Below are 14061 nucleotides of genomic sequence, written 5' to 3'. Positions count from 1 at the left end.
GCGTCCAACAGAAGAATCCGATGGAATTCAGCGGCTACGCTTCTCAGTCATGGAACTGCGCCACTTGCAGCACTTCGTCGCGGTCGCCGAGGACCAGCACTTCACCCGCGCGGCGGAGCGCCTCCTGGTGTCCCAGTCGGGCCTGTCGGCCTCCATCCGGGCGCTGGAGCGGGAGCTTCAGACGCCGCTGTTCGTGCGCACGACCCGCCGGGTGACGCTGACCCCGGCCGGGCGGGCGCTGCTCGGTGAAGCGGAGCGGATCCTCGCACAGGTCCGCTCGGCCCACGAGGCGGTGGCCGCGGTGCAGGGCGTGCTGCGCGGGATGCTCGCGCTCGGGTCCGAGCAGTGCATCGCCGGGGTGCACGTGGCGGGGCTGCTGGCGGCGTTCCGTCGGCAGCACCCGGATGTGGAGATCTGTCTGCGGCAGGCCGGTTCGTGGGCCCTCGCGGAGGAGGTGGCGGCCGGTCGCCTGGACCTGGCGTTCGCCGTGCGCACCGCCCGGGAGGACACCGACCAGCTGCGGGCCGTGCCGCTGACGAGCGAGCCGATGACCGTGCTGTGCCATCCGAGCCACCGGCTCGCGGCGGCCGGGGTGGCGGTGACGCCGGAGGATCTCGGCGGCGAGGTCTTCGTCGACTTCCATCCGGACTGGGGCCCCCGGCGCACCACCGACGCGGCCTTCGCCGCGGCGGGCGTCCGCCGGAATGTCGCCCTGGAGGTCAACGACGTGCACACCCTCCTCGACCTGGTGGACGAGGACCTCGGCATCGCCGTGGTGCCGCGCCACTTCCGGCACAAGCGCGCCTCGCTGACCGCGGTGCCGGTCAAGGGCACCGGGGACGCCGTCTACGAGACGGTCGCCCTGCTGCCGCCCGAGCAGGCGACCAGTCCGGCCGCACGGGCGCTGATGGCCCTGCTGGAATCAGGGGGCCCGACACCTCCCCAGGACGGCGCCCACCCCTCCTGACCCGGTGCGCCGCGGCGCAGCGGACTTCCGACCGCCGACGAAGGCAACGGCGGTCGGGAACCTTCGGTCTGCGGGCGTGGCGGCGAGCCAGGCCGTGTCCGGGCCGTACCACCCCTCTGACGGAGAGGCGGCCGAGGACGACGGGATGTGCGTCGCGTGCACACCCGACCCCGACTGCGGGGCGTCACGACCTGGTGAACCTCGCGGCCCGGGGCTCCACCGGTGAGCCGGTGGCGCGGATCCGTCGACCGGGCCGGGTGCCGCCGGGCTGCCACGGCAGCCGATTCCCCGACGCGTGATCCTCATGGATGCGCGATGGTGGACCTATGCATGCGAAGGACATCCTCATCGACGGTTACAACCGCATCCGCGAAGAAGTCCACGCCACCGTGGAGGGGCTCGGGCCCGACGAGCTGAGTGCCCGCCCCTCCCCCGACACCAACTCGATCGCCTGGCTGGTCTGGCACCTCACCCGCGTCCAGGACGACCACATCGCCGACGCCTTCGGCCTGGAGCAGGTGTGGCTCTCCCAGGACTGGGAGAAACGCTTCGGTCTCGACCTGTCCCGCCGTGACACCGGCTACGGCCACAGCCCCGCGAAGGTCGCCAAGGTCCGGGTCGACTCGGGCGAGCTGCTGACCGGCTACTACGACGCCGTGCACGAGCAGAGCCTGGACGCCCTGCGGGGCCTGTCCGCCAAGGACCTGGAGCGGGTCGTCGACGAGCGCTGGGACCCGCCGGTCACGCTGGGCGTCCGGCTGGTCAGCGTCCTGTCCGACGATCTCCAGCACGTCGGACAGGCCGCCTACCTGCGAGGGTTGCTTCAGAGCGCGGCGTCGTAGCCGGGCAGCACCACGTCGCGGATGAGGGCGTTCCGCTCGTCGAACGGGATGAAGGCGCTCTTGAGGGCGTTGACGGTGACCGTGCGCAGATCCTCGACGGTCCAGCCCGCCTGTTCGACCAGCAGGGACATCTCGCGGGTCATCGTGGTGCCCGAGACCAGCCGGTTGTCGGTGTTCAGGGTGACGCGGAAGCCGAGGTCCTTCAGCGCGGTGATCGGGTGCTCGGCGATCGAGGTGGCGGCGCCCGTCTGGAGGTTGGACGTCGGGCACATCTCCAGCGCGATACGCCGGTCGCGCACCCAGCCCGCGAGCCGGCCGAGCTTGCCGGCCGCGAGGTCGGGGATGTCGTCGGTGATCCGCACGCCGTGCCCGATGCGCTGGGCGCCGCACACCTGGAGGGCCTGGTGGATGCTGGGCAGACCGTGCGCCTCACCTGCGTGGATGGTGAAGGGCACGTTCTCGCGGCGCAGATGCTCGAAGGCGGCGAGGTGGTCGGCGGGCGGGAAGCCGTCCTCGGCACCGGCGATGTCGAAGCCGACCACACCCGCGTCGCGGAACGCCACGGCCAGGTCGGCGGCCTCGCGCACCCGGTCGAACATCCGCATCCCGCACAGCAGGGTGCCGACCCGCACCGGCGTGCCAGCGGCGGCCGCCTTCGCCATGCCCGCCGCCAGACCCTCCTGGACCGTCTCCACGACCTCGGCCATGGTCAGCCCGCCGTTGGTGTTCAGTTCGGGGGCGTAGCGCACCTCGCCGTACACGACACCGTCGGCGGCCAGGTCGAGCACGTACTCCTCGGCCGTGCGCAGCAGGCCCTCTCGGGTCTGCATCACGGCGAGGGTGTGCTCGAAGGTGGCTATGTAGCGCACCAGGTCGCCGGAGTTGGCGGCCTCGTAGTACCAGGCGGCGAGCTCGTCCGGGTCGGTGGTGGGCAGGGTGTGGCCGACTGCCTCGGCCAGCTCCACCACGGTGGCGGGGCGCAGACCGCCGTCGAGGTGGTCGTGCAGCACGGCCTTCGGGAGGCGGCGGATCAAGGCGTCGTCTACGCGCGTAGCAGTCATGGCGGGTCTTTCCTCGGGCGGGCGGTTCGAAGCGGCGGGCAGTGGTCAGCCGGCGGGCTGGAGCAGGTCCCAGCGGTTGCCGTACAGGTCCTGGAAGACGGCGACGGTGCCGTACGGCTCGTGCCGCGGTTCCTCCAGGAACGTCACGCCCGCGGCGGTCATCCGGGCGTGATCGCGGGCGAAGTCGTCGGTGTGCAGGAAGAACCCGACCCGGCCGCCGGTCTGGTCGCCGACCCGCGCGGCCTGGGTCTCCCCCTTGGCACGCGCCAGCAGCAGGCCGGTACCGGCTCCCGGGGCGCCGGGTTCGACGACGACCCAGCGGGAGCCGTCGGGCCGGGGCGCGTCCTCGACGAGGCGGAATCCGAGGGCGTCGGTGTAGAAGCGGATCGCCTCGTCGTAGTCGTCGACGACGAGGGTGACCAGGGCGATGTGTCTCATCGGGGCCTCTCGGAGCGGGCGGTTGACCGGAGAGGTTATACGTAAAACCCAGCCGATGCCAACTGTCAGCCCGGCTACTGGCCCCGGTACTGTACCTACTAGTATGTAAACCGCGTCGCCAACACCGGGAGGTCCCATGCCCCTCGTCCGTATCGACACGCTCCGGGCCGGTCCCGAGCGCCTGGCCGCACTCGGCCGAGCCGTCCACGACGCCCTGACGGAGACGCTCGGCATCCCGCCCGACGACCGGTTCCAGGTGCTGACGGACCACGACGGCACGAGCGGCATCCTGCGTCACGGCGACTACCTCGGCATCCGCCGCGACGACGGCATCGCCTACATCGCGATCACCCTGCGCTCCGGCCGCACGCCCGCGCGGAAGCAGGCCCTCTACCGCAGGATCGCCGAGCTGGCCCACGCGTACGCGGGCACCGAGCCGCGGAACGTGTTCGTCGCCCTGACGGAGAACGAGTCGGCGGACTGGTCGCTCGGAGAGGGCGTGGCGCAGTACCTCCGGTGACAGGCCGTGTCCGGCACATGTTCTCTGCGAAGCTTCGGTGTCGAGGCTGAAGGAGGGCCATGGGGATCGAGCTGGAACTGCACTCTGGGCGCCCCGCGCGCAAGGGATCGTCTCGGGACACCTTGCTGCGGGGTTCGTACGAGCACGGCGAAGCGTTGGCGAGAGTACTGGGCAGCCTCGACCGACACGGCTCGGGCAAGCTCGGCTGGGTGGATCCCTACGGAGACACCCTGTTCAACGCGCAGGAAGCCCAGGTCGCTCGCCATGAAGTCGCCGCTCTGGCCCAGAGGTGTACCGACGACGAGCAGAAGGCGGCTCTGCTGGACCTCGACGAGCTGCTCGAAGGGTGTGCGGCGACACCGGGCAGCTACTTGTGGTTCATGGGTGACTAGGTTCTGTTGTGCGAAGCCCGCTGCCGGTGGGCTGTCGGTCGGCAGTGAGGATGTCGGAGAGACTCTCGGCGGGGCGGCCGAGCATGTCCGTCAGCGTGCGCCGCTGGCGCCCCGTCAGGGAGGCGGTGAAGATCACCGCGTCAGCGTCGGCTCGGTCGGACGCCAGAGCCACTTCACGGACTTTCCCGTAGGTCAGCAGAGTTCGCGAGGAGTAGGGAAGACCCATCTTCCGGGCCCCGCCGTCCGAGACACCTCGGCGTTGCACGATCTGCGCGACGACCCGAGCGCCGTGCGCTGCGAGTTCTGTGGCTGCCGACGCCATGAGTGCTTCGAAGTCCTTCTGTTTCGCGGAGAAGTAGCCGACCAGGACCACATCGGCGCCCACGGCGGGGATTCGGAACGCCTGGCGCCGGGCCGGCTCTGACGACACACGGGGAGCCGGGCGCCGGTCGCGCCTTCGCGGCTGATGCATGGGCCGCAGGCTAAAGCCCCGGCCTCTTGCAGCGATACCGGTTTTCTTCCCCCGAGCCGGCCGTACAGGGACCGCTCAACCGGCCCTGTGATGCTGCACGTCGAGGCGCTCCAGCTCCTCATCGGTGAGACGGATCGCGCCCGCCGCCACGTTCTCCGCGAGATGGTCGGGGTTGCCGGTGCCGGGTATGGCGAGGACGTGGGGGCCCTGGTGCAGGGTCCAGGCGAGGCGGATCTGGGCGGGGCTCGCGCCGTGGGCCCGGGCCACCGCGCGGACAACCTCGTCGTGGGCAACGGTGGCGCCCTGCTCGGCGGCCTCGCCCGCGACGGCGAAGAACGGCACGAAGGCGATGCCCTGTTCGCCGCAGACGCGGAGCAGTTCGTCGCTGTCGGGATCGGGGCGGTCGAGGGCGTACCGGTTCTGGACGCAGACGACGGGGGCGATGGCCTGGGCCTCGGCCAGATGCCGGGTGGTGACGTTGGAGATGCCGAGGTGGCGGATCAGGCCCGCCTCGCGCAGTTCGGCCAGGGCGCCGAAGTGCTCGCTGATGGATGCGTACTTGGGCATCCGGCGCAGGTTGACCACGTCCAGGTGGTCGCGGCCGAGCTGGCGCAGATTCTCCTCCACGTGGCCGCGCAAATCCTCGGGGCGGGCCGAGGTGCCCCACTGCCCGTCGTAGGCCCGGTACGGGCCCACCTTGGTGACGATGACCAGGTCGTCGGGGTAGGGCGCGAGCGCGCTGTTGATGAGCTCGTTGGCGGAGCGCAGGGAGGAGAAGTAGAAGGCGGCCGTGTCGATGTGGTTCACGCCGAGGTCGATCGCCCTGCGCAGGACGGCGATCGACCGCTCGCGGTCGCTCGGGGTGCCGTGGTGGAAGGCGGCGCTGCCCGTCAGCCGCATCGCTCCGAAGCCGAGGCGGTGGACGGGCAGATCGCCGAGTTTCCAGGTGCCCGCGGCGGCCGCGGTGATCGTCTGTGCGCTCATCGATGGAGTCTCACACACGGCGCCGGGGCGGGTGTAAACGCTTTACGGGTACGTGTACGAGTTCAGTGTGGTGACGGCGGAGGCCGGGTCGCCGCGGTCGTAGTGGTCGACGGCGAGGAAGGTGGGCTTCTTGCGGGCGGCCGGCTGGCAGAATCTCTGGGCGCGGTCGGCGAGTTTGGTGTTGTCCGTGCCGGCCGTGGCGGTGAGCGGGACGTCGCGGAAGTGGTTCATGACGAAGAGCGGGCGGAAGCCGGGTTCGGTGCGGGTCAGCGGGATGTTGGTGTCGGGGCCGTACCAGCGGCTGTAGCAGGACCAGTCGGAGGTGCCGAGGCCCGAGCCCATCGACCAGTAGTTCTCGACGGTCCACTCGGGCTGGTACATGACGCCGAAGCTGTCCCGCGTCAGACCCGCGGCCTGGTCGGCGGAGCGGCTGTGGTCGGTGAAGATCAGCAATCGGTCGCCTGCGGCTGCCAGGTCCGCCATCGTCGGCCAGCCGCTCTGCCGGACGCCCGTGAGGTCGGGCCGGTAGAGGACATCCGACAGGCCTTTGACGCGGGCGAGTTCGGCGCGCAGGACGGCCGGGTCGACGTAGTCCTCCAGGAAGACGGTGACGAACTGGTCGGGGTGGGCCTTCAGGAAGTCGACCATGCGCTGGAGGTCCACCCACAGGGCGACGGGCCTGCTGACGAGGGTGCAGCTGTTGTGGCAGAGGATGGCGCCGTCGGGGGTCTGGTGGATGTCCAGCATGAAGCCGCGGACACCATCGGCGAGTTGGCGTCCGATGCCGCGGGTCTGGTTGGGCACGAGGTTGACGAAGGGCGGGGCGAAACCGCCGTCGACGCCGTTGGCGTAGGCGTTGTGCGTGGTGAGGAATGTGACCTGGTCCAGGGTGCGCCGGTCCTGCGGCGGCATGGGGCTGGTGGCGGGCGTGACCGGGGTGAGGTACCAGGCGGCGAGGTCGCCGGACGCGCCGAGGACGAGCCGGGCGGGGTAGGTGGCGCCGGACGGCTTGGGCGCGACGGTGAGGTGGCGGGTGGTTCCCGGGGCCTTGAAGGTGTAGCGGTCGGCGCCGATCGGGCTGATCTCCCACCCGGCGTCGGCACTCGCGCAGGCGACGGTCGCGGCCTGGTCGCCACTGCGGCCGAGGCAGCTGCCGGGCGCGACGGTGTTCTCCAAGAGGTAGGAGGACCCGCTCGGCTTCAACTGCCACTGCTGGCGGTCCTCGTTGCCGCGGGGTCTGTGCTGCTCGACCGCGCCGCCGTTGTCGGCCGCGTTGAGCCCGGTCGTGGCGCTCTGGACGTAGTACGCGCCCGGGGCCGGAACCGCGGCGGCGGCGGGCTGGGGGGCCACGACCGCGGCGGCCAGCGCCGCGGCCGTGGCGAGCAGGGCGTGGGGGGTGCGTAGGCGCATGAGGGGTGCCCTTCGGTCAACCGGTCAGGTTCATGACATTCCGCATGACACCACGCCGCACGGTCCCGCGTCAGCAGTACAGGTTGCCGCCGGGTGACGTCCCGAGGATCTGCGTGAACCGCTGGTAGTTGTTCACACGGCTCTGCACCTGCGCCGGGTTCTTGCCGTCGCACTCCAGTGAGCCGTTGATGCTGCGGATCGTCTGTCCGAACCCGGCGCCGTTCACCATGGCGTTGTGCGGGGTCATGCTGCCGGGGCCGGTCTGGGTGTTCCAGTACCACAGGGCCGTCTTCCAGGCGACGGCCGAGTCGTTCTGCACCAGCCAGGGGTTGTTCAGCAGGTCGATGCCGAGCGCGTCGCCCGCGGCCTTGTAGTTGAAGTTCCAGCTCAGTTGGATCGGGCCGCGCCCGTAGTAGGCGGCCTGCCCGGCCGGACAGCCGTAGGGCCGGCTCCAGTCGCAGTAGTGGGGGTAGTTGGCGGTGTTCTGCTCCACCACGTGCACGAGACCGCCGGTCTCGTGGCTGACGTTGGCGAGGAAGGCGGCGGCCTCCTGCTTCTTCACCGTGTCACTGCCTGTGTTGGCGAAGCCGGGGTAGGCGCTCAGGGCCGCGGTGAGACCGCTGTAGCTGTAGAACGCATTCCGGTTCGGGAACATCTGGTTGAACTGCGCCTCGCTCACGACGAAGCGCGCGTCGGGCGTGCCCGGACCGCTGTCGCAGGCGTACGGCTCCCAGTACCAGGTGCTGATGACCGGGTCGTAGCCCGGGTTGGCGTGCTCGGCGATGTACGCCTTGCCGTCGGTGTAGCGGACGATGTCGCCGGCGGCGTACGACTTCCCGGCCGTCCAGTTCGGATAGCTGGAGCAGGCGGCGGCCGAGGCGTTCGAGGCGGGCAGGAGTACCGGCGCGGTGCCGGCAAGGGCGAGGGTGGCCAGGACTGCGGAGATACGGCGTCTCGACACGGGTTCGACTCCTTCGCGGAGCACGGCCGCACCCTGAAAGGGCAGGGTGGAGCAGACCCTTGACCGCACGCACCGGTGGTCCGGTCACGGCGTGGGGGCGGCCGTGGTGGGGGGCTGTGGAGCCACACTCAACCGCGTTGGTCTGTACCAGTCAAGGGTGTAGACCAGTCAGGTATGGACCTGCCGGCTTCCCTGCTGGTTGACGACCCGTCATCCCCGCTCGGCTCGGCGCGGATCGGCGACCCGGCCGAGTCGTCCCGCCTCGTGCAGCGCTCACACGTGCGCCGGGTCCTCCAGCGTCGCCGCCAGCCGGTCGAGCAGGAACCGCAGCAGGTCGTCGTCGCCGTCGCCGAGCGAGGGCCGGTCGGCGCGGACCGCGCGGTCGACGCGCTGCCAGTACGCCTGGCCGCGCGGGGTGAGATGGGCGAGGATGCGGCGTCGGTCGAACGGATCGACCCTGCGGTGCACGAGGTTCTGATCGACGAGCTGGTCGACCAGCTTGGTCAGCGTCGGAGGCGGCAGGAAGGCGGCCTCCGCGAGCCCCGTCATGTGGTGCCCCTCGCCGTCCGACAGCGAGGCGAGCACCCGCCACGCGTCCAGCGAGCAGCCCTCCGCCTCCAGCACCCTCTGCAACCGGCGCGCCGCGAGACGTTCGGCCCGCGTCAGCAACTGCACGAGGTCGTCGGGCCGACGCGGCGGGGTGGGGCTGGGCATCCCTGTTCTCCTAGGTGCCGAGGGGTGTCCATCGTAGGAGACACAATGGAGTTCGTCCCATGAAGCCGGGATCATGACGCCATGTTCCGGCACGACCTCACCGCGCCCGAGTGGTTCACGGCCGACGACTCCGTGCTCGGTGTGGCCCTCGTCTTCCCGCTGCGGGGGCCGGCCGGCATCTTCGGGCCCACCTGCGAGCTGTGCGCCCGGCTGGCCGCGGAGGAGGTGAACCGGGACGGGGGCGTGCTCGGCAGACAGCTGCGGCTGGTGCCGGTCGACGGCTCGGGCGCGCCGCACGACGTCGCCGACGAGGTCGAGGCGCTGGTGGACCTGGGCGCCGTGCGAGGCGTCACGGGCTGGCACATCTCCTCCGTGCGGCGGGCGCTCGCACCGCGGATCGCGCACCGCGTCCCGTACGTGTACACCGCGCTGTACGAGGGCGGTGAGGACACGGCGGGGGTGTTCCTGACGAGCGAGACCCCACGCGACCAGCTCCGGCCGGCGATGGATCTGCTGGCACGCGAGCGCGGGGTGCGGCGCTGGTTCGTGGTGGGCAACGACTACGTGTGGCCGCGGCACACGGCCCGCTCGGCCCGCCGCTACGCCCGGGAACACGGCGGTTGCGTCGCCGGTGAGGCGTATCTGCCGCTCGGCACCCACGACGTCGAGCCGGTGCTGCGCCGCGTCGAACGCTCGGACGCCGACGCGGTGCTGATGCTGCTCGTCGGCAGTGACGCGGTGCGCTTCAACCGTGCGTTCGCGGCGTACGGCCTGCACGCGCGCTGTCTGCGGCTGAGCACGCTGATGGACGAGAACATGCTGGTGGCGAGCGGCCCGGAGGCCACCGAGGACCTCTACAGCACGGCCGGGTTCTTCGCCTCGCTGGCCAACCGCGACACCCTGGACTTCCACGGGCGGTACGCCGCCCGCTACGGCGTCCAGGCACCCGCCCTCGGCAGCCTCGGCGAGTCCTGCTACGAGGGTGTGCTGCTGCTGGCCGCACTGCTGAAGAGGGCCGGGTCACTGGACGTCTCGGCGATCGGCGCGGCGGCCGGGGCGGGAGCGGTGTCGTACGAGGGTCCGCGCGGGCTGCTGCGTCTGCGTGACGCCCATGTGCGCCAGCGGATCTACCTGGCGCGGGCCGACGGGCTCGACTTCGCCGTGCTCACGGAGCTGGAGGCGCGCCCCCGGGGCGACAGGTCGTAGGCCGGCCGCACCCCGAAACGGCAAGGACTCTTGCGACCGTCGCCGGCGCCGCTCTTGCCGATGCCCTCGACGACACCCCACTCCCCCGCCGGGTATTTCAATGTGTGACGAAATATCGGCAGAACCCGTGCTCGACGCCCTGTTGACGGGGCGAGTTCGGCAGGGTTCCGTGCTGGCAGGATTGCAGGTCGGAGCGTAATCTGAAAGCAGACCGCACTCGCGGAAGTGCCAATTTCCTCCACCTTTCGTATAACCCACCTGGTTCCGGCGTCAACTTCTTGGCGCGGTCGCCCGTCTGCCTCGGGCAGGAGGCACGGGAAAGAAGTGCTGGCGCCCATCGGAAAGCGGGCATCTCATGGTTTCGTACGCATCCCCCGAGCAGGTCGAGATCGACGTCCGGGACGAGCTCCTGGAACCCGACGGCGAAGCCGGCGGAGAGCAGCAGATCGTCGATTACACAACATTCTTCTTCCCCGCGCACGGCGTCTTCGCGAGGCGGCTCGTCTGCGGCCCCACTCTCAAGTCGTACAGCCGGGCGGTCGTGTCGCTCTGCGAAGTCGACGGGAACAACGTCCCGTTCCGAGGGCTGGCAACGATGAGCGTCGCCAACATCGTCCCCCACGACGACGGCATCCTGGAAATAGTGGGCTCCATCCAGTGGAACTCCGACATCAAGGTCCGGGCCAGCGTGCTCTGGCAGTAACCGCGTTTCGAGCACGGAACCTTCCGGAGCGAACCAGTGCCCGACGAGAACGGCGCAAGTGAACAGCGGACACAGGAAAGCCGCATACTGGACCGGTTTCCCGGGCTACGTGATTCCGTCGCGTCGTCGCCGGAATTCATCGCCTGGAATGACAGCTTCCCCCTCGTCGAGGTCGACGCGGAGTCGTTCCGGGTGGCCCGGGGCGACCAGCTCATGGATCGTGACCAGATGATGGTCGAATGGATAAGGCTTTTCCGGCCGCAACTGTTCGAAAAGGGTGCGGAAAATGACAGCTAGCTCCGACGCACGGCGGCCCGAGATCGAGATCGACGGCCAGGTGTTCTACCGGGTAGAGGGTGACCTGCTGCTCGACGCCGACGAACTCGATGTCTACATCGAGGCGCAGAAGGCACTGCGGGCACAGCGCGAGGCCGCCCGGCTGCTGGCACAGACCGGGGTCGGCACCATCGGCAGCGGCATCAGCCCGCTCGGACAGCCGAGCAGCGGCCTGCTCGGCATCATGCAGGACGGCAGGATCCTCCGCTGGGAACCGGGCACGATCCTGAAGTACTGCGTCCTGCGCAAGACCTTCCCGGAGCGGGAGTGGTACGAGTCGGTCGTCGAGAACATGCGACGCGCCACCGACGACTGGTCGGCGACCTGCGGTGTGCAGTTCGAGCACGTCGAAACAGCCGACGACAGTGATGCGCTGCGGCCGCCCGAAGTCGTCTTCCCGGTACGGCACCTCGACTCCGGGGGCCGGTTCATCGCTGCGGCGTTCTTCCCGAACGACCCGGAGAACCGCAGGCGCGTCTTCATCGACCCGTCGTACCAGACCACCAGTTTCGACCGCGTGGGCGTACTGCGGCACGAGTTGGGCCATGCCATCGGCTTCCGGCACGAGCACATCCGCTCGGGCGCACCCGCCCTGTGTCCCGACGAATCCGCCGAGGGAACGGTGGACTTGACGCAGTACGACCCGCAATCGGTCATGCACTACTTCTGCGGTGGGCTGGGATCGCGGGAGCTCGCCATCTCCGAACTCGACCGGGTGGGCGCCCAGAAGGTCTACGGCCCTCCGCTGTCCGGTTTCAACCTCCTCGCCGCCTGACGGACTTGGCCGCGGCGCCACGCGGCGCCGCGGTCAGCTGTGTCCCGGCCGGCGGGACGGGCTGATCAGCGCAGTCCGGCGAAGAGGTCGTTCTCGGGTATGGCCGCGCCGGTGGAGTCCTGGACCCGTACGAAGGTCTCCATGCCCATCAGCTCGCCGAACCTCTCCTTGCCCATCCTGAGGAAGAAGATGTTCTCGCCCTGACTGGCGTGCGCGGCCAGCGCGTCGAACTTCTGACCGCTGAACGCGGTGGTGTCCACCCACGTGGTGATCTCGTCGTCGGGGAGGCCGATCTCGGCCAGCGCGGCGGCCTCGGCAGGATCCGGCTCCGGCATGTCCTCACCGAACTCGCGCATGATCTCGCCGAACCGCCGCATCATCGAGCGGGGCATCGTCGTCCAGTACACCTTCGGCGTGAGGTCCGTCATCTCCAGCGCCGCCATCGTGATGCGGTGGGCCTGGATGTGGTCGGGGTGGCCGTAGAAGCCGTTCTCGTCATAAGTGACCACCACATCAGGCCGATAGTGCCGCATGAGTTCCGCGAGCCGGGCCGCGCCTTCCTGCACGGGGGTCTGCCAGAAGGAACCGGGGGCGTCGTTGCTCGGCCAGCCCGCCATCCCGGAGTCGGCATAGTCCAGCATCTCAAGATCGCTGACCTTCAGCACATCACAGCTCGCCTCGAGTTCCTGCCGGCGCATCAAAGCGACCGCCGCCGGATCGTGCCCGGGATCCCCCGGCTTGACACCCCCCGGGCCATCACCGCAACCACCGTCGGTACACGTCACCAGCACCGTGCGGATGCCTTCCGCCGCATACCGCGCGAGGACACCCCCGGTTCCGGTGGCCTCGTCATCGGGGTGCGCGTGCACAGCCATGAGCGTCAAAGGCCGGTCAGTCATGGAACAGTCCTCTCGCAGACATACGTCGTGATCAACGTGCTCGGTGAGTTACCACACGTGGAGCCCGGCTCCCGGTGGGGCGGACGACCTCACGGTCTCCGTGCTTCCCCGCCCGCGCGGCGCCGGTCCCTCGGTCCATGCAACCGCGCCGACCGGTCCGGCTGTTCCCCGCACGGCCGCAGGGTCTTCCGGCGACCTCGGCACCACCGTCAGGTCGCGGGCCGTCTGGCCGGCCGCAGCAGCGCTGATTGGAGCCCGCCGACGACACGCCCCCGGATCAACACCCCGCGCCGCGCGACCGCGAGAATTCACCCCATGACCACCACACCCCACCCCCTCGTCACCGGCGCACAGCGACTGGCGCACGACCTGCTCGTCCCGCAGGCCGAGCGCGTCGACCAGGAGGGGGTGCCCGCGAGTCATGTCGAGGCGGTGAAACGGGCCGGACTGCTCGGGGTGGCCGGGCCGCGGGAGTACGGCGGGGCGGACGCGCCCGTGGCCGTGGCGCGGGAGACGGCGGAGATCCTGGCCGGTGCGTGCTGCTCCACATGGTTCGTGCAGACACAGCACCACACCCCGGTGAAGCTGCTCGCCACCTACGGCCCGCCCGTCCGGGAGAGGCTGCTGCGCCCGCTGGCGACCGGTCAGCTGATGGCCGGGATCGCCTTCGCCCATGTCCGCGCCTTCCCCCGGGTACCGGTACGGGCCGTTCCCGAGCGGGGCGGCTGGCGGTTCGAGGGCACGGTGCCCTGGTACACGGGCTGGGGCCTGAACGACGTGATGCTGCTGGCCGGGGTGACGGACACGGCCGAGGTGGTCTTCGTGTTCGCCGAGGCCCGTGAGCAGCCGGGGCTGACCCCCTCCGCGCCGATGCGGCTCGCCGCCCTGACCGCCGCCCGCACGGTGTCCCTGGAACTGGACGGTCTGTGGGTTCCGGAGGAGGACGTCGTGCTGCGCACGTCGCGGGAGGAGTTCGCCCAGGTCGACCTGCCCCGGGCAGCGAACGCCAGTCCGGCGGTGTTCGGGGTGGCGTACGCGGCGCTGGAGCTGGTGGCGCGGAGCCCGGAGGGCCAGGACACGGCAGAGGCGCTGCGGGCCCGTCTCGACGAGGTCCGCCGGGAGGCCTACGCGCTGGCCGACCGGCCCGCCACGCACGACTGCGTCCCGGAGCGGCTGGCCGTGAAGACGCGTGCGTACGACCTGCTGCGCTCGGCCACGACCGCGGCGATCGTGGCCGGAGGCGGCCGGTCCATGGACCTGGGCAGCCGGGCGCAGCGGCTGGCGCGGGAGGGGATGTTCCTGCTGGTGCAGGGCCAGACGGCCGAGGCACGCCGGACGCACCTCGGCTCCATGGCGTCCGGCTAACCGATCGTGGTCCCGG

17 protein-coding genes are annotated in these 14061 nt (G+C 70.4%); 9 read left to right on the top strand and 8 right to left on the bottom strand.

From position 1 onward, the window contains the following. The first annotated feature begins 49 nt into the window (after positions 1–49). The gene (locus AC0665_RS35430) at positions 50–967 is read left to right on the top strand and encodes a LysR family transcriptional regulator (RefSeq protein ID WP_468406171.1); all 918 of its coding nucleotides are present in this window, start codon (positions 50–52) and stop codon (positions 965–967) included. Positions 968–1293: 326 nt separating this feature from the next. Continuing rightward, positions 1294–1809 (top strand): mycothiol transferase, encoded by a 516-nt coding sequence (locus tag AC0665_RS35425; RefSeq protein ID WP_468406169.1) that lies wholly within the window; start codon positions 1294–1296, stop codon positions 1807–1809. Here AC0665_RS35425 and AC0665_RS35420 read toward each other — a convergent pair. Both AC0665_RS35420 and AC0665_RS35415 read right to left on the bottom strand, forming a co-directional pair. Next, entirely contained in the window at positions 1791–2870 is a 1080-nt protein-coding gene (locus tag AC0665_RS35420; RefSeq protein ID WP_468406167.1) for an adenosine deaminase, read from the bottom strand. The two genes, AC0665_RS35425 and AC0665_RS35420, sit on opposite strands and share 19 nt — an antisense overlap. Positions 2871–2915: 45 nt before the next feature. Next, positions 2916–3308 carry a VOC family protein gene (locus tag AC0665_RS35415; protein WP_478706597.1) on the bottom strand — a complete coding sequence of 131 codons (393 nt, stop codon included), beginning with the start codon at positions 3306–3308 and terminating at the stop codon, positions 2916–2918. 136 nt (positions 3309–3444) lie between these two features. Between AC0665_RS35415 and AC0665_RS35410 the strand changes: the two genes are divergently transcribed. Next, the gene (locus AC0665_RS35410) at positions 3445–3828 is read left to right on the top strand and encodes a tautomerase family protein (RefSeq protein WP_478706596.1); all 384 of its coding nucleotides are present in this window, start codon (positions 3445–3447) and stop codon (positions 3826–3828) included. A 59-nt stretch (positions 3829–3887) separates the two neighbouring features. Continuing rightward, positions 3888–4220: a hypothetical protein gene (locus AC0665_RS35405; protein ID WP_478706595.1), complete on the top strand. Its 333-nt coding sequence runs from the start codon at positions 3888–3890 to the stop codon at positions 4218–4220. On the opposite strand, the gene AC0665_RS35400 is transcribed toward AC0665_RS35405, so the two are convergent. From AC0665_RS35400 to AC0665_RS35380, 5 genes are all read right to left on the bottom strand, one after another. Continuing rightward, complete coding sequence (locus AC0665_RS35400) at positions 4207–4605, bottom strand: HflX-like GTP-binding protein (protein ID WP_468639115.1); 399 nt, start codon at positions 4603–4605, stop codon at positions 4207–4209. The genes AC0665_RS35405 and AC0665_RS35400 overlap by 14 nt on opposite strands. A 162-nt stretch (positions 4606–4767) precedes the next feature. After that, entirely contained in the window at positions 4768–5676 is a 909-nt protein-coding gene (locus AC0665_RS35395) for an oxidoreductase (RefSeq protein ID WP_478610651.1), read from the bottom strand. A gap of 42 nt (positions 5677–5718) precedes the next feature. Continuing rightward, the gene (locus tag AC0665_RS35390; protein ID WP_478706594.1) at positions 5719–7086 is read right to left on the bottom strand and encodes a phosphoinositide-specific phospholipase C-related protein; all 1368 of its coding nucleotides are present in this window, start codon (positions 7084–7086) and stop codon (positions 5719–5721) included. A gap of 70 nt (positions 7087–7156) precedes the next feature. Then, the gene (locus AC0665_RS35385; protein WP_468406153.1) at positions 7157–8047 is read right to left on the bottom strand and encodes a glycoside hydrolase family 19 protein; all 891 of its coding nucleotides are present in this window, start codon (positions 8045–8047) and stop codon (positions 7157–7159) included. Between the two features lie 273 nt (positions 8048–8320). Further along, complete coding sequence (locus AC0665_RS35380) at positions 8321–8761, bottom strand: MarR family winged helix-turn-helix transcriptional regulator (protein WP_478706593.1); 441 nt, start codon at positions 8759–8761, stop codon at positions 8321–8323. 81 nt (positions 8762–8842) lie between these two features. On the opposite strand from AC0665_RS35380, the gene AC0665_RS35375 reads away from it, so the two are divergent. From AC0665_RS35375 to AC0665_RS35360, 4 genes are all read left to right on the top strand, one after another. Then, the gene (locus AC0665_RS35375) at positions 8843–9967 is read left to right on the top strand and encodes a substrate-binding domain-containing protein (protein WP_478706592.1); all 1125 of its coding nucleotides are present in this window, start codon (positions 8843–8845) and stop codon (positions 9965–9967) included. A gap of 355 nt (positions 9968–10322) precedes the next feature. After that, entirely contained in the window at positions 10323–10670 is a 348-nt protein-coding gene (locus AC0665_RS35370) for a hypothetical protein (RefSeq protein WP_478706591.1), read from the top strand. A 36-nt stretch (positions 10671–10706) separates the two neighbouring features. Beyond that, a complete protein-coding gene (locus AC0665_RS35365; protein ID WP_468406147.1) occupies positions 10707–10967 on the top strand; it encodes a hypothetical protein in 261 nt (86 codons plus the stop codon). Continuing rightward, positions 10957–11781, top strand: coding sequence for a matrixin family metalloprotease (locus AC0665_RS35360; RefSeq protein WP_478706590.1), 825 nt, complete (start codon positions 10957–10959; stop codon positions 11779–11781). The genes AC0665_RS35365 and AC0665_RS35360 overlap by 11 nt, the downstream gene beginning before the upstream one ends. Before the next feature lie 65 nt (positions 11782–11846). Here AC0665_RS35360 and AC0665_RS35355 read toward each other — a convergent pair whose 3' ends face one another. After that, complete coding sequence (locus tag AC0665_RS35355; RefSeq protein WP_478610662.1) at positions 11847–12680, bottom strand: PIG-L family deacetylase; 834 nt, start codon at positions 12678–12680, stop codon at positions 11847–11849. 315 nt (positions 12681–12995) lie between these two features. Here AC0665_RS35355 and AC0665_RS35350 point away from each other — a divergent pair, with 315 nt between their 5' ends. Then, positions 12996–14045 carry an acyl-CoA dehydrogenase family protein gene (locus tag AC0665_RS35350; RefSeq protein ID WP_478706589.1) on the top strand — a complete coding sequence of 350 codons (1050 nt, stop codon included), beginning with the start codon at positions 12996–12998 and terminating at the stop codon, positions 14043–14045. The last annotated feature ends 16 nt before the right edge of the window (positions 14046–14061 follow it).

Source organism: Streptomyces sp. NPDC043685 (assembly GCF_056436585.1).
Note: the sequence above shows the minus strand (reverse complement) of the source record. Positions and strands in the feature narration are given on the sequence as shown.

Excerpts from the sequence above, each read along its gene's own strand:
- AC0665_RS35370 (WP_478706591.1), top strand. The coding sequence starts at position 10,323 with ATGGTTTCGTACGCATCCCCCGAGCAGGTCGAGATCGACGTCCGGGAC.
- AC0665_RS35355 (WP_478610662.1), bottom strand. The coding sequence starts at position 12,680 with ATGACTGACCGGCCTTTGACGCTCATGGCTGTGCACGCGCACCCCGAT.
- AC0665_RS35380 (WP_478706593.1), bottom strand. The coding sequence starts at position 8,761 with ATGCCCAGCCCCACCCCGCCGCGTCGGCCCGACGACCTCGTGCAGTTG.
- AC0665_RS35360 (WP_478706590.1), top strand. The coding sequence starts at position 10,957 with ATGACAGCTAGCTCCGACGCACGGCGGCCCGAGATCGAGATCGACGGC.
- AC0665_RS35405 (WP_478706595.1), top strand. The coding sequence starts at position 3,888 with ATGGGGATCGAGCTGGAACTGCACTCTGGGCGCCCCGCGCGCAAGGGA.
- AC0665_RS35410 (WP_478706596.1), top strand. The coding sequence starts at position 3,445 with ATGCCCCTCGTCCGTATCGACACGCTCCGGGCCGGTCCCGAGCGCCTG.
- AC0665_RS35375 (WP_478706592.1), top strand. The coding sequence starts at position 8,843 with ATGTTCCGGCACGACCTCACCGCGCCCGAGTGGTTCACGGCCGACGAC.
- AC0665_RS35420 (WP_468406167.1), bottom strand. The coding sequence starts at position 2,870 with ATGACTGCTACGCGCGTAGACGACGCCTTGATCCGCCGCCTCCCGAAG.
- AC0665_RS35395 (WP_478610651.1), bottom strand. The coding sequence starts at position 5,676 with ATGAGCGCACAGACGATCACCGCGGCCGCCGCGGGCACCTGGAAACTC.
- AC0665_RS35390 (WP_478706594.1), bottom strand. The coding sequence starts at position 7,086 with ATGCGCCTACGCACCCCCCACGCCCTGCTCGCCACGGCCGCGGCGCTG.
- AC0665_RS35430 (WP_468406171.1), top strand. The coding sequence starts at position 50 with ATGGAACTGCGCCACTTGCAGCACTTCGTCGCGGTCGCCGAGGACCAG.
- AC0665_RS35425 (WP_468406169.1), top strand. The coding sequence starts at position 1,294 with ATGCATGCGAAGGACATCCTCATCGACGGTTACAACCGCATCCGCGAA.
- AC0665_RS35415 (WP_478706597.1), bottom strand. The coding sequence starts at position 3,308 with ATGAGACACATCGCCCTGGTCACCCTCGTCGTCGACGACTACGACGAG.
- AC0665_RS35350 (WP_478706589.1), top strand. The coding sequence starts at position 12,996 with ATGACCACCACACCCCACCCCCTCGTCACCGGCGCACAGCGACTGGCG.